23 protein-coding genes are annotated in these 25,232 nt (G+C 39.6%); 6 read left to right on the top strand and 17 right to left on the bottom strand.

Annotated features, from left to right (window positions below; translation table 11 throughout):
* Positions 1 to 148: 148 nt before the first annotated feature.
* The gene (locus NQ560_RS02355) at positions 149 to 2,302 is read right to left on the bottom strand and encodes a Tex family protein (protein WP_005332150.1); all 2,154 of its coding nucleotides are present in this window, start codon (positions 2,300 to 2,302) and stop codon (positions 149 to 151) included.
* 396 nt (positions 2,303 to 2,698) lie between these two features.
* Between NQ560_RS02355 and NQ560_RS02350 the strand changes: the two genes are divergently transcribed.
* The 5 genes from NQ560_RS02350 (at position 2,699) to NQ560_RS02330 (ending at position 6,970) form a co-directional block, all read left to right on the top strand.
* The gene (locus NQ560_RS02350) at positions 2,699 to 3,292 is read left to right on the top strand and encodes a TetR/AcrR family transcriptional regulator (protein WP_005332152.1); all 594 of its coding nucleotides are present in this window, start codon (positions 2,699 to 2,701) and stop codon (positions 3,290 to 3,292) included.
* 614 nt (positions 3,293 to 3,906) lie between these two features.
* Positions 3,907 to 4,824, top strand: a complete 918-nt coding sequence (locus tag NQ560_RS02345; protein WP_005332156.1) for a diacylglycerol/lipid kinase family protein — start codon at positions 3,907 to 3,909, stop codon at positions 4,822 to 4,824.
* A 31-nt stretch (positions 4,825 to 4,855) separates the two neighbouring features.
* Positions 4,856 to 5,680 carry a glycerophosphodiester phosphodiesterase gene (locus NQ560_RS02340; protein WP_005332159.1) on the top strand — a complete coding sequence of 275 codons (825 nt, stop codon included), beginning with the start codon at positions 4,856 to 4,858 and terminating at the stop codon, positions 5,678 to 5,680.
* Entirely contained in the window at positions 5,680 to 6,483 is an 804-nt protein-coding gene (locus tag NQ560_RS02335; protein ID WP_005332162.1) for a phosphatase PAP2 family protein, read from the top strand. The genes NQ560_RS02340 and NQ560_RS02335 overlap by 1 nt, the downstream gene beginning before the upstream one ends.
* A 64-nt stretch (positions 6,484 to 6,547) precedes the next feature.
* The gene (locus NQ560_RS02330) at positions 6,548 to 6,970 is read left to right on the top strand and encodes a bacteriohemerythrin (protein WP_005332170.1); all 423 of its coding nucleotides are present in this window, start codon (positions 6,548 to 6,550) and stop codon (positions 6,968 to 6,970) included.
* Between the two features lie 160 nt (positions 6,971 to 7,130).
* On the opposite strand, the gene mutY is transcribed toward NQ560_RS02330, so the two are convergent.
* The 16 genes from mutY to NQ560_RS02250 all read right to left on the bottom strand — a co-directional run bounded on the left by mutY (position 7,131) and on the right by NQ560_RS02250 (position 23,756).
* A complete protein-coding gene (gene mutY / locus NQ560_RS02325; protein WP_040015410.1) occupies positions 7,131 to 8,972 on the bottom strand; it encodes an A/G-specific adenine glycosylase in 1,842 nt (613 codons plus the stop codon).
* A 62-nt stretch (positions 8,973 to 9,034) separates the two neighbouring features.
* A complete protein-coding gene (locus NQ560_RS02320; protein ID WP_005332172.1) occupies positions 9,035 to 9,712 on the bottom strand; it encodes a GTP pyrophosphokinase in 678 nt (225 codons plus the stop codon).
* A gap of 147 nt (positions 9,713 to 9,859) precedes the next feature.
* Positions 9,860 to 10,384, bottom strand: a complete 525-nt coding sequence (locus NQ560_RS02315; RefSeq protein WP_005332173.1) for a cob(I)yrinic acid a,c-diamide adenosyltransferase — start codon at positions 10,382 to 10,384, stop codon at positions 9,860 to 9,862.
* Positions 10,385 to 10,401: 17 nt separating this feature from the next.
* Entirely contained in the window at positions 10,402 to 10,686 is a 285-nt protein-coding gene (locus tag NQ560_RS02310; protein WP_005332174.1) for a hypothetical protein, read from the bottom strand.
* 1 nt (position 10,687) lies between these two features.
* Positions 10,688 to 11,326, bottom strand: coding sequence for an endonuclease III domain-containing protein (locus NQ560_RS02305; RefSeq protein ID WP_005338846.1), 639 nt, complete (start codon positions 11,324 to 11,326; stop codon positions 10,688 to 10,690).
* Positions 11,327 to 11,579: 253 nt separating this feature from the next.
* Positions 11,580 to 12,728 carry a double-cubane-cluster-containing anaerobic reductase gene (locus NQ560_RS02300; RefSeq protein WP_005332176.1) on the bottom strand — a complete coding sequence of 383 codons (1,149 nt, stop codon included), beginning with the start codon at positions 12,726 to 12,728 and terminating at the stop codon, positions 11,580 to 11,582.
* Positions 12,729 to 13,151: 423 nt separating this feature from the next.
* On the bottom strand, positions 13,152 to 13,934 hold the full coding sequence (locus NQ560_RS02295) for a pseudouridine-5'-phosphate glycosidase (RefSeq protein ID WP_161597500.1): 783 nt from the start codon (positions 13,932 to 13,934) through the stop codon (positions 13,152 to 13,154).
* A 20-nt stretch (positions 13,935 to 13,954) separates the two neighbouring features.
* Positions 13,955 to 14,887, bottom strand: a complete 933-nt coding sequence (locus NQ560_RS02290) for a carbohydrate kinase family protein (protein ID WP_005332178.1) — start codon at positions 14,885 to 14,887, stop codon at positions 13,955 to 13,957.
* 2 nt (positions 14,888 to 14,889) lie between these two features.
* The gene (locus NQ560_RS02285; protein WP_005332179.1) at positions 14,890 to 15,636 is read right to left on the bottom strand and encodes a nucleotide-binding protein; all 747 of its coding nucleotides are present in this window, start codon (positions 15,634 to 15,636) and stop codon (positions 14,890 to 14,892) included.
* Positions 15,633 to 16,910: a nitrogenase component 1 gene (locus NQ560_RS02280; protein WP_117607070.1), complete on the bottom strand. Its 1,278-nt coding sequence runs from the start codon at positions 16,908 to 16,910 to the stop codon at positions 15,633 to 15,635. The genes NQ560_RS02285 and NQ560_RS02280 overlap by 4 nt, the downstream gene beginning before the upstream one ends.
* 35 nt (positions 16,911 to 16,945) lie before the next feature.
* Positions 16,946 to 17,989 carry a nitrogenase component 1 gene (locus NQ560_RS02275; RefSeq protein ID WP_005332181.1) on the bottom strand — a complete coding sequence of 348 codons (1,044 nt, stop codon included), beginning with the start codon at positions 17,987 to 17,989 and terminating at the stop codon, positions 16,946 to 16,948.
* 20 nt (positions 17,990 to 18,009) lie between these two features.
* Positions 18,010 to 18,918, bottom strand: coding sequence for an ABC transporter permease (locus NQ560_RS02270; protein WP_005332182.1), 909 nt, complete (start codon positions 18,916 to 18,918; stop codon positions 18,010 to 18,012).
* Positions 18,915 to 20,015, bottom strand: a complete 1,101-nt coding sequence (locus tag NQ560_RS02265) for an ABC transporter permease (protein ID WP_005332183.1) — start codon at positions 20,013 to 20,015, stop codon at positions 18,915 to 18,917. Before NQ560_RS02265 ends, NQ560_RS02270 begins: the two co-directional genes overlap by 4 nt.
* On the bottom strand, positions 20,005 to 21,534 hold the full coding sequence (locus NQ560_RS02260) for an ABC transporter ATP-binding protein (RefSeq protein WP_005332184.1): 1,530 nt from the start codon (positions 21,532 to 21,534) through the stop codon (positions 20,005 to 20,007). The genes NQ560_RS02265 and NQ560_RS02260 overlap by 11 nt, the downstream gene beginning before the upstream one ends.
* An 87-nt stretch (positions 21,535 to 21,621) precedes the next feature.
* Positions 21,622 to 22,692: a BMP family ABC transporter substrate-binding protein gene (locus tag NQ560_RS02255; RefSeq protein ID WP_052302914.1), complete on the bottom strand. Its 1,071-nt coding sequence runs from the start codon at positions 22,690 to 22,692 to the stop codon at positions 21,622 to 21,624.
* Positions 22,693 to 23,012: 320 nt separating this feature from the next.
* Positions 23,013 to 23,756, bottom strand: a complete 744-nt coding sequence (locus tag NQ560_RS02250; RefSeq protein WP_005332200.1) for a DUF6198 family protein — start codon at positions 23,754 to 23,756, stop codon at positions 23,013 to 23,015.
* A 367-nt stretch (positions 23,757 to 24,123) separates the two neighbouring features.
* On the opposite strand from NQ560_RS02250, the gene NQ560_RS02245 reads away from it, so the two are divergent.
* A complete protein-coding gene (locus NQ560_RS02245; RefSeq protein ID WP_005332202.1) occupies positions 24,124 to 25,005 on the top strand; it encodes a LysR family transcriptional regulator in 882 nt (293 codons plus the stop codon).
* Positions 25,006 to 25,232: the final 227 nt, after the last annotated feature.

The raw sequence follows: 25,232 nt of genomic DNA, 5'->3' as shown, positions 1-25,232 counted from the left end.
CTGCTTACTTGTAGTATCCTTGAAAAACAAGAAGCCTTGACAATCCATAAAAAAGAAGTGTCAAAGCCTCAATAATTACAATTTTATCCTTAACTTAATGACATTGTTTTTGAAAAAACCCCGTCCCCAATTAAATTGTTTTAAATACTTACACATCTTTCATGGTGAGTTGTATTCTTTTTTTCTTTAAGTCTACGCTCATGACTTTGACGTCTACGATGTCTCCTACGCTGACGACTTCTAATGGATGTTTGATGAATTTTTTGTTTGTCATCTGGGATATGTGTACAAGTCCGTCCTGGTGGACTCCGATGTCTACAAATGCTCCAAAGTCGATTACGTTTCGGACGGTTCCTTTTAAGATCATGCCTTCTTTTAAATCTTTCATTTCCAGGACGTCTGTGCGGAGGATTGGTTTTGGCATCTCGTCTCGTGGGTCGCGTCCTGGTTTTTCCAGTTCTTTTACGATGTCGCGCAGTGTGATTTCTCCGATTTCCAATTCTTCTGCGAGTTTTTTGTAGTCTTTGATGGTGAGGGATAAGCCTGCCAGTTTACCGGCGCAGATATCTTCGGTGGTAAATCCTTGTTTTTTCAGGAGTTTTTCTGCTGCCTCATAGCTTTCTGGATGTACGCTTGTTGTGTCCAGTGGATTTTTTCCATTTTGAATGCGTAAGAATCCGGCGCATTGTTCAAATGCTTTTGGTCCTAATTTTGCTACTTTTAGGAGTTGCTTTCTTGTCTCGAATCTTCCTTGTTCTTCCCGGTATGCCACAATATTTTTCGCTATGGCTGAGGTAATGCCGGATATGTAGGAAAGAAGTGGTGCGGAAGCTGTGTTCAGGTCTACGCCTACGCGGTTTACACAAGATTCTACGACTCCGGACAATGTATCATTTAACTTTTTCTGGTTCATGTCGTGCTGGTACTGACCGACTCCGATGGATTTCGGATCGATTTTTACTAGTTCTGCCAGTGGGTCCTGCAGTCTTCTTGCGATGGACGCTGCGCTTCTCTGTCCAACATCAAAGTTCGGGAATTCTTCGGTTGCAAGTTTACTTGCAGAATATACGGAAGCTCCCGCCTCATTTACGATGATGTACTGTACTTTCTGTGGAATTTCTTTCAGAAGGTCTACAATGATCATCTCGGACTCGCGTGAAGCCGTTCCGTTTCCAACGGAAATAAGGCTGATATTATATTTTGCAATGAGTTTTTTTAACGTGTCTTTTGCAGCCTGGATTTTCTGTGGTGTCGTCGGTGCTGTAGGGTAAATGACGGTAGTGTCTACAACTTTTCCGGTTGGGTCTACGACAGCCAGTTTGCAGCCGGTACGGAATGCCGGATCCCAGCCAAGAACTGTGTGTCCCACGATTGGAGGCTGCATCAGAAGCTGTTCTAAATTCTTGCCAAATACTTCGATGGCTCCATCTTCTGCTTTTTCGGTCAATTCACCTCGGATTTCGCGCTCGATTGCCGGAGCAATGAGTCGCTTGTAGCTGTCTTCGATTGCTTCTTTGAGAATCTGTGTTGTACTCAGGTTTTCACCATGGATAATTTTCTTTTCCAGATACCGGAGAATGTCCTCCTGCGGTGCCTCGATTTTCACGGTCAGGAATTTTTCTTTCTCGCCACGGTTTAGTGCCAGCGTGCGATATCCAGCCAGACGGTTCACCGGCTCATCGAATTCATAATAATTCTCATAAACAGACTCTGCCTTCTCGTCTTTTGCACTGGAAATGATATGTCCTTTCTGCATCGTCTGCTTCCGGATCCAGCTTCTATAATCCGCCTCATCGGAAATATTCTCAGCGATAATATCTCTGGCACCTTCCAACGCTTCCTGTACATTTGCCACGCCTTTTTCTTCATTTATATATTGCTTTGCAACTTCCTCTAAAGACTCTTTTGTCTTCTGCAGCATGATCAGTGTGGACAAAGGCTCCAGTCCTTTTTCTTTTGCGATGGTCGCGCGAGTCCGTCTCTTTGGCCGATACGGACGATACAGGTCTTCTACAACAACCTGCGTCTGTGCTTCCAGAATCTGCTTTTTCAGTTCTTCAGTAAGTTTTCCCTGCTCTTCGATGGACGCTAATACCTGTTCTTTCTTTTCTTCCAGATTGCGCAGGTAAACGAGTCTTTCATATAATTTACGGAGCTGTTCATCATCCAGCGTTCCGGTTGCTTCTTTTCGATATCTGGCAATAAATGGAATTGTGTTTCCCTCGTCGATCAGCTTCACCGCTGCCTCGACCTGCCAGAGTTTCACACCGAGTTCTTCTGTTATCTTCTGATTAATATCCATATATAGTATCCTTTCTCCATTATCGTGATGCCTGTATCAAAAAGCAGCATCATATTGCATTATTATACTCGAACTACTTTTTATTTACAACATTTTCAAAAATCCTTGGCGCACCCCTTAACGCATCTTCCTATTCTGTATTCACGTTTTGCTGAAATATTTGCTGAAACATATTTTCACATTTTGCTGAAATATTGGCTGGAACATATTTTCACATTTTGCTGAAATATTTGCTGAAAAACATTTTCGCATTTTTTTAGAAAAGCTTTGTAGAAGCAGTTTGTATAAAAAGTTCCTATAAAAAGTGTATAAACAGAGTCTGCTCTGTTTTCTTGATAATTTTCTCCTTCTATGTTATACTACGCATAGAATCAAACCGAAGGGATTTTTAAGAAAATGAGTGAAATATTATCGAAGCAGCAACTGAAGTCAAAAGAGACGAAAGCTAAGATCTTCCGGGCTGCAAAACACATTTTGCAGAAGCACGGATACGAAGCGCTCTCTATCAAAAATATCTGTGAAGAAGCCGGCGTTTCTAACGGAAGTTTTTATCATCATTTTAAGACTAAAGATGATCTGCTTTCCTACTATATTGAAGAGCAGCCGAATATTAACCCAGATCTTCTTGATATACCAAAGAGTGCTGATGAAGTTAAATCTGCCATTGTATATGTCTACCTGAATTATGTGCATTATTGCCAGGAACTCGGCGTTGAATTTATGGCGAATTATTATACTCCGAAAAACCAGTCTCTGAACCCATTGATCCGTACCGAACGTCCGTACCCAATCGTGACTGTACACAATTATCTGCAGAAATGTATCGGTGCCGGAATCATTTCCCCGAATCAGGATATTGAGGATATCACGACAGATATTCGTATGATCGTTATTGGAAATGTTTTCGAATGGTGCCTGAAAGAGGGGAACGCAGATTTTGAGGGAAATATGAAACGTTCCCTGGAATCTTATATGAATGGAGTCTTCTAACAACTGATGTTGTACGAAAAATACAAATGTTTCAAAAGCATTTAAACATTTTATTGAAAATAAGCATTTTGTTGCAGTGAACTTTATTTGCAGACATAAAAAGAACCTTTAAGTGAGCGTTCTTAAAGGTTCTTTCTATTTTAGAAGGGAAATGGCATTTCTTAATGCCAACAATAATATCTTTATGTTTGTATTATAGTCCAGGTTGCAAAAAAAATCCAATTGCTTATTATTATATAGCAGGTAACTTATAGATTTTATCTATATTTTTAAAATACTCTTGTTTTTCTGGTCTAAATGAACTACAACTATCATCGAGATCCCACTACGAAACAATGATTGAATTCAAGGATTTTCAAATATTAAGCAGGACATTCCGGCAATATAATGATACACTAGAATTATATCAGCTGGGAGATGACTCCCACCTCTATAGGTTGTGAAAAAAACTGGTATCAGTGGTGGGAGTCAATCCCCCAGCTGATATAGCCTCCGGCAGGATTGCAGCGGTGCGCAGTAGAAGTATGTCATGCAATTGCATGACGCGCACCTCGCAGCAAGAATGCTGAGGCATTCTTGAATTCAAACACAAAAGATTAGGTGGAGGAACGACTATGTATGCATTTATCGTAAATCCGAATTCCAGATCCGGCCTCGGCTTTAAGATCTGGGAACAATTAGAACTTATATTAAAAGAAAGACATATCGATTATCAGATTTATTTCACCAGACGTCCGGGACACGGTACCAAGCTTGCTGCGCAAATCTGTGACACCGATGCTGATACGCTGGTCGTTCTTGGCGGAGATGGCACTATCGGCGAAGTTGTTAACGGAATTCGTGATCTCGCAAAGCTGACCCTGGCTTATATCCCGATTGGCTCTGGAAATGATTTTGCCAGGTCTATGAAGCTGACAAAAGATCCGACGAAAGCCCTCTTACATATCTTAAATCCCACAGACTACGCGTACATTAATGTGGGGCTTTTGAAAACACCACAACTAGAGAAACGCTACGCCGTCAGTTCCGGAATCGGTTTTGATGCAGATGTGTGCTACCACAATAATCTGTCTTCGAAACTGAAGCATTTCCTGAATAAATGTAAACTTGGGAAGCTTTCCTATACTGCCATTGCGCTCCATTTGCTTTTGACTTCCAATCCAAAATCCATGCGGATTACACTGGATGATCAAAAGCCGATTACATTTCCAAAAGTGTATTTTATTGCAGCTATGAACCAGAGATACGAGGGTGGCGGCTTTGAATTCTGTCCGAAAGCGGATCCCAAAGACGATCTGCTGGATATTATTGTCGTGTCTGGCTTAAGTAAATTCAAGATTCTCTGCCTGCTGCCGACCGCATATAAGGGAAAGCACACGAAATTTAAAGGAATCTATACCTACCAGTGCAAAAGTGCTAAAATTGAAAGCGTACAGGTTCTGCCTGTCCACACAGATGGTGAGGCTAATCTTCGCTCCGACACCGCTACATTTGCCTTGGAGCCGGACCGGATCCGATTCATCCTCTCTTAATGATATGAAACAATAAAGGAGGCATTTTTTCATGCATGTTGTCATCATACTGTTGATTCTTTTCATATTATTATATTGTTTTGCGATTTTCCCGGAAATGTCCAGACAAAAGCGCATGAAAGCATTTCATGGAATTATGTTCGCCCACAGAGGACTTCACAGTAAGACTCACGGAATTCCGGAAAATTCCATGTCAGCTTTTCGCGCCGCAATTCAAAAAAATTACGGAATTGAGCTGGATCTTCATCTGACACGCGACGGTGAGCTGGTCGTCTTCCACGACGATAACCTGAAACGTGTCTGCGGACGGCCGGAACGTCCGGAGGATCTGACTGCTGCGGAGCTGACAAAATGTACGCTTCTTGGTACGAAAGAACATATCCCACTGTTTCGCGATGTGCTTGCACTCGTAAATGACCAGGTTCCACTCCTTGTAGAGTTAAAAATTCCGGAACGAAACATGCAGATTTGCCAAAAAGCATACGAAATGCTACGCTCTTACCACGGCGCATTTCTTCTTGAATCCTTTAATTCCGAAGGTCTGTACTGGTTCCGGAAAAATGCTCCGGAAGTTCTAAGAGGACAATTATCTTCCAGACTGACAAAGGAGAAATCCGATGTATCCTGGTTTTTACGGTTCTTTGTGGAAAATCTGTGGTGTAATTTTCTTGGGCGCCCGGACTTTATTGCTTATAAATTAACTGACCTGCCCAAACTCACGGTGACATTGCTGCGCATTTTCTCCGGAACAACCATCGCAGTGTGGACACTTCGCACAAAAGACGCTATCCACGAGGGGAAACAGGAATACGATATTCAGATTTTTGAAAATCCGGTAAAAATTATTAACAAATAGTGAACTTCCTTGTTGCACAGATGATTTCATGTTATAATCCGTTTGAAACAAAAGAATGTAACCTGATTAAGATTTATCCGTTTGAAACAAAAGAACGTAACCTGATTAAGATTTATTCGTTTGAAAAGGGGATTCATATGAAAGCGATATCCAAAATGAAATCGTTGATTCTGAAGTACCGGCATGCATGGGTTCTGTTATATGGTCTGATTTATATGCCATGGTTCTGCTACCTGGAAAAGCGTCAGACAATCCACTATCTCATCCACTCACCACTGGATGATTATATCCCATTTGTCGAGTACTTTATTATTCCATACTTATTATGGTTCGTATTTCTCGCCGTAACCGGTGCATACTTTTTCTTTACGAACCGCAGAGACTTTTACCGGCTGGCAGCATTTCTGTGCAGCGGTATGACCATTTTCCTCATTGTCTGTACCATTTTCCCAAATGGACTGAACCTGCGTCCAGTCACATTTCCACGGGAAAATATCTTCACGGATTTGGTGCGAATGATATATTCGATGGATACCCCGACCAATGTGCTGCCGAGTATTCACGTTTATAACTCCATCGGAGCTATGGCAGCAATTGCCCACAGCACATCCCTGAAAAAGCACCGCGGAGTTCAGATTGGTTCCTATGTACTTGGAATTTTGATTATTTTCTCTACAGTATTTTTGAAACAGCATTCCATCACAGATGTGATTGCTGCCCTCGCAATGGCATGTATGATTTATCCATTTGTATATGCAATACAGGAAAAGAAAGAGACAAAACTTTCACAGCAATTGATTTAATATTTGGTTAAAACAGGAGATGTCTCCTGTTTGATATACACACGAAAGAAGGGGTAGAACAAATATGAGAGCAGAATTTACAGATGATCTGATTACCGGAAACGAATTAATCGATTCACAGCACGAAGAATTAATCGATCGAATCAACAAACTCCTCGACAGTTGTGAAGCAGGCGAAGGAAAAATAAGTGCAATAAAGATGTTAGACTACCTTGCCAAGTACACAGACACACACTTTGGCGATGAAGAAGCACTTCAGAAAGAAGTCTGTTATCCGGATTACGACAAACACCATGCAAAACACGAAGAATTCAAACAGACGATTCAAGAGTTGAATGAGATGCTCCAGGAAGAAGAAGGTCCTTCCGATGCATTCGTTCAGAAGGTAGAAGAACATGTAGTAAAGTGGTTCTATCGCCACATCAGCAGTTTTGACCGTTCCGTTGCAGAATATATTAATATGCGCGAAAATGGCGGAAGATTATAATCAGGATTCACACATGGATCTTAAATATATGTAACCTCAAATCGTATTCCTTGAAAAAGGAATACGATTTTTTTGTACAATTAAGACAATTTTAATTGGGACAGGTTAAATTTTAATTGGGGACGGGGTTTTTTTGAAAAAACCCCGTCCCCAATTAAAATTATATCAATTTCATATACTTTTCGAACGCTGACGGGATGGGATACTCTTTTTGAATTTCTTCTGGGTGAATGAAAAGATATTTCTTGTTGTTTGTTTTTTCCAATTCGTCTACGCGTATATCATATCCGATCATCTGCCATTCGATGTGGCTGAAAATGTGTTTTGCTGCGGGCAATTTTTTTATGTGAATCGGCATGAGTCCAATCTCTTTGCAATACTGTGTTATCTCTTTTTTGTTCAAGTGTTCTTCTATGTTCGGGAGTTCGTAAAGTCCTGCCAGAAGTCCTTTTGCTGGTCGTTTGCAAATAGCAATCTTATCTTCATCTCGCAAGATGAACACTGTCTTTTTTTCGATTCGTCTTGCTTTTGCTTTTTCTTTTACTGGAAGTTCCTGGATTTTTCCTTGTATTCTTGCCTGGCAAAATGGTGCTGCCGGACATTCTTCGCATTTGGGTTCTCCATTTGGAACGCACACAATTGCGCCGAGTTCAATGAGTCCCTGGTTAAAATCTCCTGCGCAATCTTTTGGAATAACTTTTTTAAGTTTTTCTTCGATTTGTTTTCTTGTGCTTTGCTTCATGATGTCGCTGTCGTCTGCAGTGATTCTTGTTATAACGCGCAGAACGTTGCCGTCTACCGCTGGATACGGAAGTCCGAAGGAAAATGAACTGATTGCTCCGGCAGTGTAATTGCCAATGCCGGTGAGTGACTGAATTTCTTCATATGTCTTTGGAAATGTCCCATTGTAATCTACCATGATCTGTCTGGCTGCTTTTTGCATATTCCGGACACGGTTGTAATATCCAAGGCCTTCCCATAATTTTAAGAGCTTGTCTTCTTCAACATTTGCCAGAGCATTTACATTCGGAAGTGCTTCCATGAACCTTGCATAATAGCGCTTTACTGCTTCTACTCGTGTCTGCTGAAGCATTATTTCTGAAACCCAGATTCGATATGGGTCTGTGGTGTGACGCCATGGAAGATCTCTTCGTGCTTTTTGATACCATGGTACCAGCACCTGGCTCAGTTCATACAATTCCGGGTTTTCTAATATTACCGGGACTGGATCTTGTATCCGGATTTCATCTTCTCTGACCGAACAATCGTAAGCAACTACATGTACTCCGGCTTCTGCTGCCTCTTTAAGTGCTTCTTTAAATTCCGGATGTGTGTCCATGTTCGGCGTAAAATAACGCACGCCAGACATTTGTATTACAAAAAACACATAGCATTCGTAACCTTTTTTTAATGCTTCTTTTAGTTCATGGACATGCTTTACCGCGCGCTCGCTTGGGGCATCCGGAAATCGCACAACACCATTTTCTTCTAATGTTACACCTTTGACTTCAATCAAAACTTTTCGATTCTGGGCTTCTACATAGAGATCGATCCTTGATTTTCCATATGTGTACTCCGGCTGAATTTTTGTGATACCATGAATTCGATCACTCTGGTTGTGCAGATTGTGATTCCATTTTTCCTGTTCCAGCCATTCTTTTACGATTTTATTGGGGATCTGGGAGTCCATATTAATCAGCCTATCCCCTTTTCTTACAGCAATCAAGTCCCAGCGCGTCTTACGTTTTTTCCCAATATTCGTAGATTTTGAACTAACCGCCGTCTGCATTTCACCTTGTAAAAATTCATTATCTGACAACCAGTCTTCGGCTTCCTGCTGGCTGTCCTGGACATAGACTTCTGCCCCTGGTACCAGCAGTTCCGCACATCGTCCGGTATTCTTTACATGAACTGTCTCTTCTGCGCCTTCAATCTCTATTTTTGCAATAAATCGGTTCGGACGGCTGATAAAATGTCCTACTCGGATATTCTGATATTTCATATATTTCCCTTTCCCAATTATTTCCTGAAAGTAGCACTTTCCCAAAAGAAAGCCTGAGTATATTAACTCAGACTTTCTTCATTCGTACGATTTTCTTTCTCTTCCTGCTCCAGGACACACGTCTGGATTGCCTCGTTGAGTGACAACATCTTGTCATCTAACGAAGATACCATCTCCGCACATTCCCGCAACTCCCGGCTGATGTAATCCGGTGCATTTCCCTCAAATTTATAATATATCTTATGTTCCAGACTTGCCCAGAAATCCATGGCAATGGTCCGAATCTGTATCTCAACTTTTGTATCAACAACACTGTCAGACAAGAAAATCGGCACAGACACCAGCATATGATAACTCTTATATCCACTTTCTTTCGGGTTCTTGATATAATCTTTGATGGACAGAACCTTCAAGTCGCTCTGATTACCAATCATCTCTGCAAGACGATAAATGTCTGATGTAAAGGAACAAATGAGCCGCACACCTGCAATATCGTTGATATACTTTACCATATTCTCTATGGAAGTCTCATATCCGTAACGTTTCAGTTTCTTTACGATACTCTCTGCTGTCTTTACTCTTGTCTTAATATGTTCAATCGGATTATACTGATGAACATGTTGAAATTCATCATTCAATATCTCCAGTTTTGTTCCGACTTCTTTTAATGCCGACTGGTATAAGAACATAACCGTTTTCCAACTATCGACATCTTCATAATTCTTTATTACACGATCCATATTTCACTTCTCCTCTCCATATTGAAGAGAAAAATTCGTACTTGTTTATTATAACACACTCCACTTCACTTGTGGGTCTGTTCACGAAAACTTAATAAATGATATTCGGGGCTGAAGACTCCCCTCTATGATATCCACTGGTTTTTCTTAATATTCAATTCCTTCTCTTGCTGTAATTCCCTGATCATATGGATGTTTGACTTTTCGGATCTCGGTTACATAATCAGCAAGCTCCAGCACTTTATCTGAGACAACATGACCGGTCAGCACAATTTCCAGACCACGTGGTTTGTGCTCCAGAAATTCAACAAGCTTTTCTTCACTTAATACGCCCAGCTGCACTGCACATAATATTTCGTCCAGTACCAGTACATCAAATGGACCGCAAAATTTTATAATCTCATCCAGTGCTTTATTGTTATAATGCTTTAATCTTGCTTTTTCGTCTGCATTCATCTTGCTAACGAACTTCACACGATCTTTTCCCGGCAGACAGGTCACATTCGGGATCTGCTCCAAAATAACACGTTCACTGGAAGAGTTGTCTTTTAAAAACTGGAACATCAGAACATCCAGACCACTTCCTGCCGCACGCAGCACTAATCCCATAGCCGCTGTCGTTTTTCCTTTTCCGTCTCCGTAATATACATGTATCCTTCCAGTTCCTATCATCTACAATTCTCCATTTCTTATTTCAAATTTGCCATAAATAATTCGTAAAAATCATCTTCTCCGGCAAGCATTGGTGAATTTTCTCCCCCACCATTCGTACTTCTTTTCATAGCAGCATGGAATTCCTCTCCTGCGCAAATAATATCCATTTCATAAATTTCATATCCCAGCTCCTGACAGACTCTGCAAAATGCACTAAGCGGTTCTTTTTCCTTCTTTGTGTTCTTAAGCCGTTCCTTAAGTTCTGGTTCTTTTAACGCCCGGTTCTGTAATTCATCTAACATATCTATTACATTTGCCATATTATTTTACATCCACTTTCTTACAAATGTCCTGGAGGCAGCATTTATCGCAATAAGGTTTTGTTCTGGCTGTACATACTTCTCTTCCATGGTTAACCAGTCTGTGGCAGAAGCTGTTTCCTTCTTCTGGTGGTATAATCTTCCACAATGCCATCTCTACTTTTTTCGGATCTTTCATCTTGTCTACAAGTCCGATTCGATTACATAATCTGATGCAATGCGTATCTGTAACAATTGCCGGCTTGCCGAACACATCCCCCATAATCAGATTCGCGCTCTTTCTTCCCACTCCCGGGAGCTTTAATAATTTGTCAAAATCATCTGGGACTTTTCCATTATATTCATCCCGAAGTATCTTCATGCATGCACTGATGTCTCTTGCTTTACTTTTTCCAAGTCCACACGGTCTTACGATCTCTTCTATCTCCTCCACCGGCGCATCTGCAAGTGCATTTACATCTGGAAATTTTGCATAGAGATCTTCTACGACTACATTGACCCTCGCATCTGTACACTGGGCTGCCAGACGTACACTGACAAGAAGCTTCCAAGCTTCATCATAATCTAATGTACAATCCGCATCCGGATATTCTTCTTTCAGGCGACGGATTACTTCCAGAGCCAGTTCTTTTTTTCGCATGCTAATCTCTCCTTTTATCGGTCTGACAATAGAACAACTTTTGTTCAAAAATGTGTTCAAAAATGCCTCGGATTTTTTGCTCGCCATCTGCAAAGGCGAGAGCCATCTCATATCTGATATAATAACACACTTTCCGACATGACAAAAGCAGATAACACTAAGTTACCTGCTTTTTGTTGCCAAGCATACGACAAAAAGGTCCGGTGGACCTTTTTTAGTCTGCAAATGCTACTCTTTTATGTTCGTAGTATCCTTAAATCATCTCAAGGAATGCTGCGATTCGTGTATCAAGCTGTCCTACATCTGCCTGTGAGTAGTCTGTTTCGATATGAATATAAGGAAGTCCTTTTTCTTTTACACGCTTCTCGATGCTCTTTGCCTCAATGTTATATGTATGACAGGCCTGAAGGGTCATCTCAACAACTCCTTCTACCTGATACTCGTCAAGCAATCTTTCCAACAATTCATAACGATTCGTGTCTGGAGTCATGACAGAACAGCCAATTGCCAGATAACGTTCTGCTATTGCCTGATAAATGTCTTCTGCATCTTCATCAATCAGGCGATCCACTGACTTCGCACCGCCACAATTCTCATATACAACGACATTTCCACCATTTTCTTCAATTGCTTTTACAACCTTCATCGGAGCACCGCTGCTTGGGCAGCCTGTCAGGAGAATTCTCTTTCGTCTCTCTGGCTTTTCTCCTTCTTTGTATTCTTTCATGATTTTTTCTGTCAGTGCATCAATTTCTGCCGGCATTGCTTCTTTATCAAATTTGAACTGGCTTCCATAAAGAACATTAAAAAGCTTGGAACCTTCCATTGGCGCCGGATCATTTTTCATTGTCTCGTAAAACCTGCGAAGTGCCAGCCGTCCCTGGTTAGCAACATGAACTGCATGGCGAACCTGTTCTTCTGTGATTGTTGTGTTAAATGTCTCTTCAAGATATTCTTTGAATCGTATAATCTCTTTTTTCCAAAGTTCTAATGCTGATTCGTTCTGCGTATTTGGAAGTTCCATAATATACACATTTTTAAATTCTTTCATTAACTCGTACATTTTTTTCTTTCCATCGCAAGTTGTTTCCCCGACAACCACATCTGAAAAATAGAAAAATGGACATTTGTCAGTTACAGCAAAACCATAACTTGCTTTTACCATCGGGCAAAGGTTCTTTGGAAGATCTTTTTCTGCAACCGGGATTGTCTCATCAGATGTGGAACAAAGTCCGACTGTTACAGCTCCCATAGCCATGGCAATTTCCTGTGGAAAATATGTACAATACGCGCCAATTACTGGAATCCCCTTATCTTTTACCTCTTTCATGACCAAAAATGATTTCTGCCTCTGCTCTGCAAATTCTTCGAAAATCTCAGGCAATTCTTTTACTAACTCCATGTTGCTTCCTCCTTAAGTTTTCATTTTCCTCAACATATAATTTTTATTGTAGTCTCTTTATTAATATCGGACAAATTGGTATTTATAATATATACGTGTATGTATTTTATTTATCTATAGTTTCAAGAAATCTTACCAGGTGCAAGAACCTTTACCAGTTGCAAAAGTCCTTACGCATTGAATACGTATTTATCCAGTCTGTTATATGTTTCTTAACCTGCTTTCCTGTTTTCTTAAGGTTTTCATAAGAAATTTCAGATTTGTTTTATTGTTTTAACATATTTTAGACATAATTCTTGGCTATAATAAAGTCAGATAGTTGAGAGACATAAATCAACTATCTCCCCCTCATAAAGTGCGAAAGCACTTACTCTCATTCCTTTAGATAACTATAACAACAACAAAAACCCGTTGGTCGAAAGGCTAACGGGTTTTTGCTATGTTTTCTGCAAGTTTTGCATTTTCTACAATAGATGCTAGTTGAATATAAGAAGCTTTTCCGTCTGTCAGTTTGTCTATTGCTCCATTGGCAGCCGGATGAAAATACTCACCTCTTTTCACTGCCTCAAATGCTTCTTTTACAGCCTGTTCCAGAATCTGATTATCCTGAATTCTATCTTCCATCGGTATTGGATTTAAAAGTAATGTTTTGCCTGTCCGCTCCATTGGTACTGTATCAAACGTTCCGTCCAATTTCTCATGTGCGCTGTAAAATACATATCCTGTACAGTAATCAGTATGATATCCGAAAATTTTTACACCTCTTTCTCGAAGCCATGTAAATGTCTGTGGAATATTTATCATATCCTTTGGAGATGTTGCAACAAGATTTACCGGAATTTCTGCCAAGGCAGGCAGATCTGTGCAAATTTTTTCTCCCGGAACATTTCCGATTCCTCCAATTCCACATGTCACAGCTGTCGGAATTTCTAATCTCCGGCATGCTTCCATTGTTCCTGACGCAGTTAATGCTCCCGGGACCTTTTTCTCCAGCATCTCATCTATATTTTTGTAATTTACTCTGAGCTTAATCTTTCTTTTTCGAAATTCTATGAATTGTTCCACAGAACCAGTTTGTATTTTTCCTTTATCTATCCAAGCAAATGTCGCATTTACTCCCTGCCATGTCTGCATCATCTCTTCATCTGTAACAGAACGAAGGCCATGTGTAAGTAAACAACTTTCCACCAGATATTTTTCATTCATAATTCTTCCACCAATCATTTTTACGATATATACATCGTTCTCACTTCTTCTAGTTTTTCTCTGTCCATGCTAAAACGCGGTCCTGTCTGCATTGTCTTTAATGCTGCAACAACTGCCGCATCTTTCATACTTTCCTGCTTTGATTTCTGTTCACAGTAATAAGAATCCATAATTGCAGCAATATATGCATCTCCGGCTCCGGTCGTATCGACACTGTCTACTTCACAGATACCACAATGGTATTCTTCTTCTGCAAACCAGTCTGCCCCAGCACATCCCTGGGTGCAGATGAATCCGTCTGGAAGATGGTGCTCTCCGATAAATGTCTTCACTGCCTGAACTGGGTCATCTACTCCTGTTGTCGCACAGATTGTGGCTTTACCTGTAATAAATAAACTGGTATATTCCAACATTTCATCTATAACTTCTGATGTTACCCCTTGATCCATAGATGGTGGATTCTGAAGATTATACACAACCGGAATTTCTCTCCTGTAACATTCTCCAGCAATATAAACTGCTGCCCTTGGAGATGCAAGATCTGTATAAAATAAATCAATATCTTCAAACAACTGGTCTGGTATTTCTTCTTTTTCAAGATTCATTACACAGTTTCCGGAATTTGCTAGAATAAAATGCTCTCCTGATTTATCCACAACAATATACGTATGTAAAGATTCCCCACCTGGTTCTGTCACCAGATATCTTGTATCAATTCCTTCTTCTTTCAGATTGTTTTCAATAATAACTCCAAATGAATCATCTGCTATTTTCCCTGACTGTAAAACTATATTTCCTAATTCTTTTACTGCAACAGCGACATTTGCACTGCTGCCTCCTGGAACAACTTTTTCAGAATATACATGTCCAAATCCATCTTTTCCTGGCATTTTGTCAATATAAAGCATTGTATCGACTGCAATCGTTCCAAGTGACAAAATTCTGTGAATCATAATTATTCCTCCACTATCTTCTTTGCAAGATATCGAAACATTTCCGCCACCTCTGACTCTTTTGCTCCTTCCAACACAGTCTGTGATTTCTTCTCGCACTGCTGAATCAAATTATCACGTGGGATATCACCTAATAGTGGTAATTCGTTTTCCTCTAAAAATCTGACAACTTCCACTTCTTCATCTTCAACATTCCGTCGGTTTAATATGACGCCTTTCACCGACGCATATCCACGAGTCTCAAAAGATTTTACCGCCTTTACAATATTCCCTGCTGCATATAGGGACATTTTCTCACCGGAGGTAACAATGATTACCTCATCTGCGTAATTTTCTCTAATCGGTGCTGCAAATCCTCCACAAACAACATCACCCAGAACATCAAATAATACAATGTCCGGATTAATTTTTTCAAATGCTTCCAGCTCTTCCAGTAATTCGAATGTTGTAATGATTCCTCGACCTGCGCATCCCATTCCCGGAATTGGTCCTCCTGCCTCTACACAGTATACTCCTGCAAATCCGACTTTACAAATATCCTCCAATGCTGGATGTATATTCCCACCTCGCAGAACATCCATGACAGGTTCTATTCCCTGTTCTCCTACTATGTTCATTGTAGAATCTGCCTTGGGGTCACAGCCAATCTGAAGCACCCGATACCCAGTCTGCGCAAATGCTACCGCCAGATTTCCTGTCACTGTGGATTTTCCAATTCCACCCTTTCCATAAATTGCAATCTTTTTCATTTATCTTTCCTTCTTTTCAATTCATTTTCTACAACATTTATAAACCATAAAACACTAGCATAATCACAGTCTATTGGTCTGCTTTCTACATCAATCCAATGATTATTCTTTTTCTTTAAAAACCACTTTTCATTCATCCCCCATGCCACATCCACTTCTGGCGGATCTAGCATCATTTTCCTGCTGCCCGGATGTGATAATAGCAAAATTTTTGCATTTTTCTGATTTTCATACAGCCAGGTAATCTGTTCCGCTTTTCCACTAAATTTCCCATCGGAATAAATCCAGTCAACACTAATTCCTAATTCTGCAATCTCCTTTGCCATGGAAAAAGCATCTTCATGGCTCGCATAAGCTTCTCCTATTGCCATATGTACCGGATTGTTTTTGCGCTCATTTTTGAATCGTTCCACTTCTTTTTTCGTGAATCTATAAATTTCTTCATCACAGATTTTAATTTTTAAAATATCTTCCAGTTGCCTGTACATATTATGCACTTTTTCTACCGATAATGTTGGCTGACATTTTATATACGGAATCCCTTTTGTTTTCTGCAGTTTTTTTGCCGCTTTCTCACCAAGATTACTTCCAAGAATATTTAATGATGCATCTCCCATCTCATAAAACTCTTCCAGTGTTTCACACTCAGCCATATGCTTTACGTTCTCGACTCCAGCTTTTTTCAGTAATTGTGGAAGTTCACTATTCTGTGCCAGTGGATACAGACGACCTATAAGATTCACTGACAGGTTTTTCTTTTCACCTGTCCTCCACATAGAATAAACTTTATCCCAGCATCTGACCTGGCAATGTTCCTTTCTTCCTACTACTGGGTCCATCCAGATGACCAGGATTCTTCCAGGCATCTGTCCATATAACCGATCTGCCACCATTTCAAAATCCGATGCCATCAAACGATCAATACAGGAACCACATATAGTTAGCAGTTTTGGCTTATTTCTGCAATCATCATAAATCTCCAAAATTGCCTGTTCAATGGTGTTGAGATGTGCACCAGTTACAACTTCTGCCTCATCTAATGCCAGTGCAAATACTCTGCCATCCCGCTGCCAGCTGTGAGTTGTCACATGACGCGCACACCCGAGTGGTGCTACAAATAGCACCACTGATTCCGGAATCATCAATGCAATATCTATAATTCCTCCACAACCTTTTGAATTTCCCGGAACGCCAAGATGACTTTCTGTCAAATTTTTTTCCTCTTTAATTGACTGATAAACTTCCTCAATACTAAAAATTGATCTTGTACTCATATTTCTCGCTCCCGCTTCAAAATCTTTTTCACATATCACCTGTCATTTAATAATCTTCCACTCAGTGCAATTTGCGGTACATTTATAAATTCCTTTTGATATCCCCCAAACTGTTCCAACAGCGAATCTCCAACAATATATTCATAACCTTCCTGCTCTTTGAGGTATTTTATATAGTCATCTTCGCCCTCCAGACGGCAGTCTCCTTCTTCCATCCATTCTGGATTCATCTCAAAGAAATTGCATACGGAAATTCGACCCGTATATCCATTTTTTCGGAATTGTTTTCTGTATTGATTCATAATCACCTGTTCTCCAACCAGTAAAATAGATCCTGTCTTATTAAATACTTCCATTCCCTTTATCTCTTTTAACTCCTCCTCTGCTATCATATATGGAACTCCATAATCCTCTTCCAGCTTCCTGACTGTCGGAAGTGCTGAGACAGATGCCACAATATTTATACTGGCACTACACATCTTCTGTAACTCGTCTATCCCAGCATTATCATTCCATGAAATGACTTTATCGTATTGTCTTTGCAGGTTGCTTTTTAAGTTTGTCCGCCTGTCCTCTGTCCAGCCGGACAAACACGTATCCCCAATAATATTCACACGATTTTCTTTTTTTGCCGGTTTGGAAAATTTTTTTTCCAATTCCAGAAAAACTGCCTTTTCTCCCTCCTCATAAGTTAAAAATCCTTTGGTATTCATCGCAATCACAGGTTTTCCTGTAGCTTCTTCCAATTCTCTCACCCATGCTTTCCAGTCTGTACCAATCAGCATTGGAATTGGAGAACCTGCTATAACAATAAAATCATGCTCTATCTCCTGTGAATCTAAGACAATCTGATTTAGAATTTTACGATCATTTCCGGTCACAGTATCAATTTCTGATATCTTTGTAAATAAAATGCGTTCTTCATTCTTTTCTTTTTCAAAGTCATCACATGTACTCACTCCGCCAATGCATCCTCCCTGACCATGTAGTATTATCAGACAGCGCATATGCTGTATGGCATTGCATACGCCACTGTAATCTGCTGAAAAAGTAGGAAGTCTTTTAAATAAATTTTTCATTTACATCACCTGCCATTTTCTTACACACTTGCACTCTTTTTAAAATTCTTTATATTTGTTACAAATAATACAATAATAACTGCTACATAAGGAAATGTTTGAATCAACTGTGTTGGATATCCTTTTTGTGTCAGTGTAAGCATTAATGCATCTGCGTATGCAAAAACTACCGCTATCAAACCACTGACCAGTGGATTTCCATCTCCAACAAGTACTGATGCATACGCCAGGAATCCTCTTCCTGCTGTCATATTTTCTGAAAATGTACTTAACCCACACAATGGACAGTAGGCTCCTGCAAAAGCAACCATTGTTCCCATAATAATCAGCGCAATCCACTTAGTCGCTCCAACATTTACACCAGCGGTCTGGGCTGCCACATCATTGATACCGATTCCTCTGACTCGCAGTCCGAACTTTGTCTTATACATAATAATTGTTCCGATGATAATAATTGCATATGCCATATACACAAGTATAATCTGGTTATTTGCAATATTCTTTATGTAAGGAATATTTCGAAGTACTGGAATATCCAGTGTTTTAAAACTAACAATTTCCGGGCTTACAAAGGATCCTCTGACTCCCCATACCAGTGTCAACATAAGCGTCGTGACTGCCCAGGCTCCGTTATTCATAGCAATACTGATAATCATCGGGTTTGCCTTTAAAATAAATACAAATAATCCAAATACAAGAGAAAGTACCCCTCCCGAAACAGCCGCCAGCAGCGCTCCTGCCATCGGACTACCCGTCAGATAACTTCCATATGCTCCAAAAAATGCGCCAAATAACATAAAACATTCGAATGCAATGTTAAAAGTACCCGCTTTATGTGAAAAACTTCCTCCTACAGCTGCTATGATAATCGGAGTCGCAAGTCTTAATGTTGCAGACAGAGTAATCGTTCCAAATAATATTTTTATCATACTGTTTCCTCCATCTTTTTAATCTTCCGACGTTGTCTGTAAACACCAAAACGTTTCCACAATGCTTTAAAATCAACAGATATCAATAATACAAAAAACATCTGAATAATATTAACTGTAAGTCGGTTCAATGTTGTAAGGCGTTCCATATTCATTGCTCCTGCTTTTAAAGCACCCCAGACAAACGAAACAGCAATCACTCCAAGTGGGTTATTCCCTGCCACTCTGGCAATCATAATTCCATCCCATCCGATATTACTACTGAAATTTGTATTAAATCTTCCATAAGAACCAGATACTTCGATTCCACCACACAATCCGGAAATCAATCCGGAAATCAAAAATACTCCAAGGAATAACTTTGTTGTATTGACTCCTCCTGCTTTGCAGAACTCTATATTTTGACCTATCTGCTTCAGCTCATATCCAATTTTTGTATGTTTATAGATTAAAAAGATAACGATTACTATCACTAATCCAAACAACATTCCACAATTTAATTCTGTTCCCTTGATTAGCTTCGGAATTCTTGCTGTGTCCATAATCTGTGGTGACGCATTTGCCTGTGATGCCATAGAATCTGCTTTTCCACCAATAATTTTCCAGATTACAATATATGAAGTAATATAGGTTGCAATAAAGCAAAACATCAGCGAAGTAATAACTTCGTCTATTTTAAAATATAATCTCATAATTGCAGGAATCAATGCCCATAGCATTCCGACAATCCCTGCTGCTGCGATACAAACAAACGCATGAATTCCGGCTGGCATCGGCACTGCATAACCTATCGTAGCCGCTGTGATTGCCCCCATGTATACTTGTCCCTGAATTCCACAATTAAAGATTCCTGATTTAAATGCAAATGATACTGCAATTCCGGTAAAAAGGCATGGAGTCATCCATCTTAATGTACTGCCAAATTTGTAAAGGCTCCCAAAAGCCCCATCCCAGATGTAATAAACAGCAGTCATTGGCTGCTCCCCCAGACGATAGATCAGAAGTGCTCCCAACGCTAACGTAAGGAGCAATGCAATCACATACTGTAGGCAGATCATTCGCATATCTTTCCATTTTTCTTTCCATTTACTGCTCACTTATCTTTCCTCCTGCCATCAATAATCCTATTTCTTCTTCTGAAAGAGAAGTTGAATTCTTTGGAGCCTGCAATTTTTTATTGTATGCAATCAATATCCGGTCTGATAACTGCATAACTTCATTCAATTCATGACTGATAAGCAGAACCGCAGCTCCTTTCCTCGAAATATCAATAATCTTTTTCCAGATAAATTCAATAGCTCCCACATCAATTCCTCTGGTTGGATCCTCAATAATCAACAACTTCTTATCTTGAGAAAATTCCCTTCCAACAATCAGTTTCTGTATATTTCCTCCTGACAAAGTACCGGCAATATCTTCATCTTTCTGCACTTTTACACTATATTGATTTACCACATCATCTGTAAAATCATGTACTTCCTTAAAATTTATGACACCACTCTTTTTTACTCCATGCTGCAAATGATATCCCATAATTGCATTTTCCCAGACTGTTCCCTGTCTATTGATTCCATTTTTCATACGATCTTGCGGTACATATCCTATTCCTAAAGCTCTTCTTTCTCTTACACTTTTATTCTTTATATCCTTTCCCAGAAAACAGATTTCACTGTCCGGCTCTGGCGAAACAAGTCCCATAAGAGTCGCTGCAATTTCGCTCTGTCCTGATCCAGCAACTCCTGCTATACCAACGATTTCTCCTTCGTGAATATCAAAAGACACATCATCCACTCGCAAAATATTATTAAAATCTTTCACCGACAAATGATTGACGCTTAAAATAATCTCACCGCTTTCACATGCCGGTTTATTTGCATGAAGCATGACCTCACGTCCAACCATCATACTTGCAAGTATCTCCTCAGTAAGTCCCTCGTTTTTTCTTGTTCCAATTGCTTTTCCATCTTTTAGAACTGTCACATAATCTGCAATTTCAAGAACTTCCTGAAGCTTATGCGTGATAAATATGATTGTCTTTCCTTTCTCTTTCAAAAACTGAAATGCCTGAAATAAGCCTTTCACTCCCTGTGGCGTAAGTACTGAAGTCGGCTCATCAAAAATAAATATTTCCGCTTCTCTGTACAATACTTTTACAATTTCAATCTGCTGCAACATAGCAACCGGTAATTCATCAATTTTTTCCTTCAATGGAAGCTGAAAATGATATTTATTACTGATTTCTTCAATATCTTTATAGTCTCTTTTTTTATTTAGGAAACCTATATGACTTCTTTCTGTTCCCAGTATAATATTTTCTAATACGGTCATTCCTTTATAAAGCATGAACTCCTGATGTACCATACCGATACCGGCCTTTGCTGCATCCTTGGGTGAATGGAAATGTACTTCTTTTCCATTTAAGAGAATCTTTCCTGCATCCATCTTATAAACACAGGTCAATATATTCATCAATGTGCTTTTCCCCGCACCATTTTCTCCCACTATGGCATGGATGGAATTTCTTTTTATTTTAATGCTTACGTGATTATTCGCAATTAAGTTGCCAAACTGCTTATATATATTATTTAATTCAAGAATATATTCGTTGCTCTCCATACCGTCTCCACTGTCTTCTTTCGTTAGAACAAATGGCGATTCTTATAAAAAGAACCGCCATCTTATCACTGCTAATTATACTTATTCTTAGTACTGTAATCTGTACTCATCAAATCCTGCGTAAACATCTACATCTCCAGATTTGATTCCATTGATAAGTTCTGTTACTTTATCCTGAAGATCTTTTGGAATGTTATTCCAGTCACGATCATCATAAACTCTACCGCCTGAACTTAAGTCAAAGTTAATTGCCGTAGGAAATTCTCTTCCGTCATCTACATCCTGAAGAATAGACTCTACTGCTACATTCATAGCTTTGATTGCTGACCAGAATACACATTTATCAATTCCACCCTGCCAGTCATCTACACCGATACATTTGATACCAGCATCTGCACATGCGGAAATGACGCCACTTCCTCCAAGATAATCACACTGATAAATAATATCTACCGGGTACTCATCAATCATTGCTTTTGCTGTCTCCTGTCCTTTTACAGGATCTTTATAATCTCCTGTAAATGCGGTCACAACCTGTGTTCCATTATTTGCATAAGCTACCCCAGCTTTAAATCCATCTCTGAATCTCCAAATTTTGAGAATATCAGAATGTCCAATCCATCCTACTGTTCCAGTCTGTGTCATATTTGCTGCCACGAAACCTGCAACGAATGATGACTCGAACGGATCTACTGAAACACTTGTGCAATTTGTTTTATCGTGCTCCATATATGTATCAAGCATGAAAATATGAAGGTCTGGATACTCCTCTTTCAGCTCGTCTGCAAGCTCTAACGCCACGTCACTTACTTCATCAAACATTGTGAAGATTGCAGTGTATCCTTCTGCTGCCATGGCACGAATCTGCTCTGCATACTCGCCTTCTTCACTAACTTCAATACTCTTAACCTCCCAGCCCTTATCTTTCATAGCCTGAAAACCAGACCAAATAGAATCTGTGAAGTCGTTACCTAATGGTGAATTTGTAATATAACAAGCTTTCTTTGCCTTACCATCAGATGTTAAGTTTTCGCTGCTTTCACTTTTTGCCTTTTTTGTTGAGTTGCTGTCTGAACTTGAATTAGACTTTCCACATGCTGTAAGCAGAGACGCCATCATTGCAAGTACAAGCATCATTCCAATTAGTTTCTTTTTCATTTCTCTATTTCCTCCTATATAATATTGATAACATCTATATTGTATTCTCCTCTTCATATAATTGGCAAATTGATTATTTGTATGATTAAGCCTTTTTATTGTTATAATCTATTGCATTATTTTTCACCTTCTCATCATTCCTATCTAAACAGTCAGAATTAACAAAAAGTATATCATAGACTTGTATATATTCACTAAAAATCTTATTAAATATTTTGTTTTCCTTTTTGATTAAAAAAAGAGGCATAACTTTTTTTCAAAAAAGCAATGTCTCTGAAACTTATTTCTATATCGAAGTTCTAGTTTTTAGAGAATCCATCTTACACCGTCCGTCCGGATATCTCCGGCTTCGTCGGACGAATTACCGCGCGATAGAATACAACATGGTCATCTAACACTTTCTGAAACATGGATACGGTCTTTCCTGTAATGAATGCGCAGAGCACTGTTCCGATTCCTACACCGTGAAGTCCGTGAAGGATTCCAATGGAAAGTACCAGTGTTGTAGTCAGACAACACAAGTCAAATGTGGTCTTCACATATTTATATGGTTTGTTCAGAATCTCTGACATATCCCTTGGAAATGTATCCGTCGGAATAATCGGAAGCATACAGCGATTCGCCAGTGCGATTCCAAAGCCGATAATCAAAAATCCCAATGCAAAATACAGTACATTTAACGCCATTGTATTTGGCAGAAGTGCCAGCCACGCATCGTGGACATCAATCATTTTCCCAAAACCGATTCCTACAACAAAGGAAAAGATATATTCGAAACAAAATGCTTTCTTTAAAATCATAAGTGTTAATACGAGCATTGTCTGGAAAATGTAATTCCATGTTCCAAACGACAGTGCCGGAAATACTTTATTGAATACAAATGGCACAGATGAAATCGTTGAAATTCCAAAGCCACTCTTTGCCATCAGGCACACTCCAAGACTGTTGATGATCAGTACGATGCAAAGAGCCAGTTCTCCAGGGAGATATTTTTTATTCATGATAATCCTCTTTTCTTTTAATCTTGTTGTGATATACGCCTCATATACTTTTACTGCATACATCTGATATAGCCTCCGGCAGGGCGCACATTGTCCGGTGGACAATGGTTTTGCGCCGACCGAAACGGAGTGTAGACTTGCAGAGGTGCGCAGTAGAAGTATGTCATGCATTGCATGACGCGCACCTCGCAGCAAGAATGCCGAGGCATTCTTGAATGTTAATTTTTCTGTATAATTTCAGTCAGATTTTGCTGACCGTATTTTAGTATAGACCCAAGAATTCATAAATACTAATGTATTTTTCGAATATATCTATTCTATTTTAGAATGAATATAGTATAATATTGGGTAGGATTGTGAGAGTGCGCAGCGCGAAACAATCCGCAGGCATCATAGGACCTCTTGACACATATAACTGAAAGGATTATTTATGAACACCGATTACCTTCGCTACTTTTCCACTCTTGCAGAACTCCAACATTATGGAAATGCTGCAAAAGAATTAAACATTTCCCAGCCGGGACTCAGCCATGCAATTCATTCTTTGGAAAAAGACTATGGACTTCCACTTTTTGAGAAAACCGGTAGAAATGTACGACTTAGCCCTTATGGACTAGAAATAAAAAAATATATAGATGTCATTTTAAACAACTTGGACGAATTAGAACAGACCATCTCTGACTTCCACCGAGAAGATAAAATCATCCGGATTGCCAGCGTCTATCCCCTGGCCAGAAGCTTCATTCCGGAACTGATCCAATCCTGTTCTTTGAAGTTTCCATTTGCAATTTACAATGGAATGACCCCGGATATTCTTCACGGTCTGGAAACTATGACTTATGATCTTGGCTTTTGCTCCGGACAGCCCTCATCAGAACTATTTGAATACTGCCCTGTTCAAAAATCCTATGTTGGAATCGTCGTTCCAAAAGGACATGAATTAATATCAAAAGAAGCTTTCACCTTTCGTGATATTACTACATACCCACAGATTTTCTTCACACGGACAAGCCCAATGCGAAAGCTTCAGGAACAAATTTACAAAGATTATCAAATTTCTGCAGCCCCTGCCTGCGAAGCTGAAGAAATAGAAGTGATTTTAAATATGATTGAACACGGATTTGGCATCTCTGTCCTGCCATATCTGGATATCTTCAAAAACCGGAATGTAGACGTTCTTCCACTTTCCGAGACAAAATGGGAGTCGACCTTTTATGCAATCCGCAGACGCGATGGGGTCAGAAGCCATGGCGAAAAAACAATTTGGAGCCAGATTATACACAATTCAAAAAGGGACAGGTTGGAATTTTAGGAAAGCCCGGAAAATGGCGGTTGGAATTTTGACACAATTTAAAAAGGGACAGGTTGAAGTGAAATTGGGGACGGGGTTTTTTTGAAAACAATGTCATTAAGTTAAGGATAAAATTGTAATTATTGAGGCTTTGACACTTCTTTTTTATGGATTGTCAAGGCTTCTTGTTTTTCAAGGATACTACAAGTAAGCAGCGAAAAATCCCTGCTTTCTCATGGTTCCTATTT

Origin of the sequence: Dorea formicigenerans (assembly GCF_025150245.1) — a bacterium.
Taxonomy (GTDB): Bacteria; Bacillota; Clostridia; order Lachnospirales; family Lachnospiraceae; genus Dorea; species Dorea formicigenerans.
The sequence above is the reverse complement of the archived record's forward strand: the minus strand, read 5'-3'. Positions and strand labels throughout refer to the sequence as shown.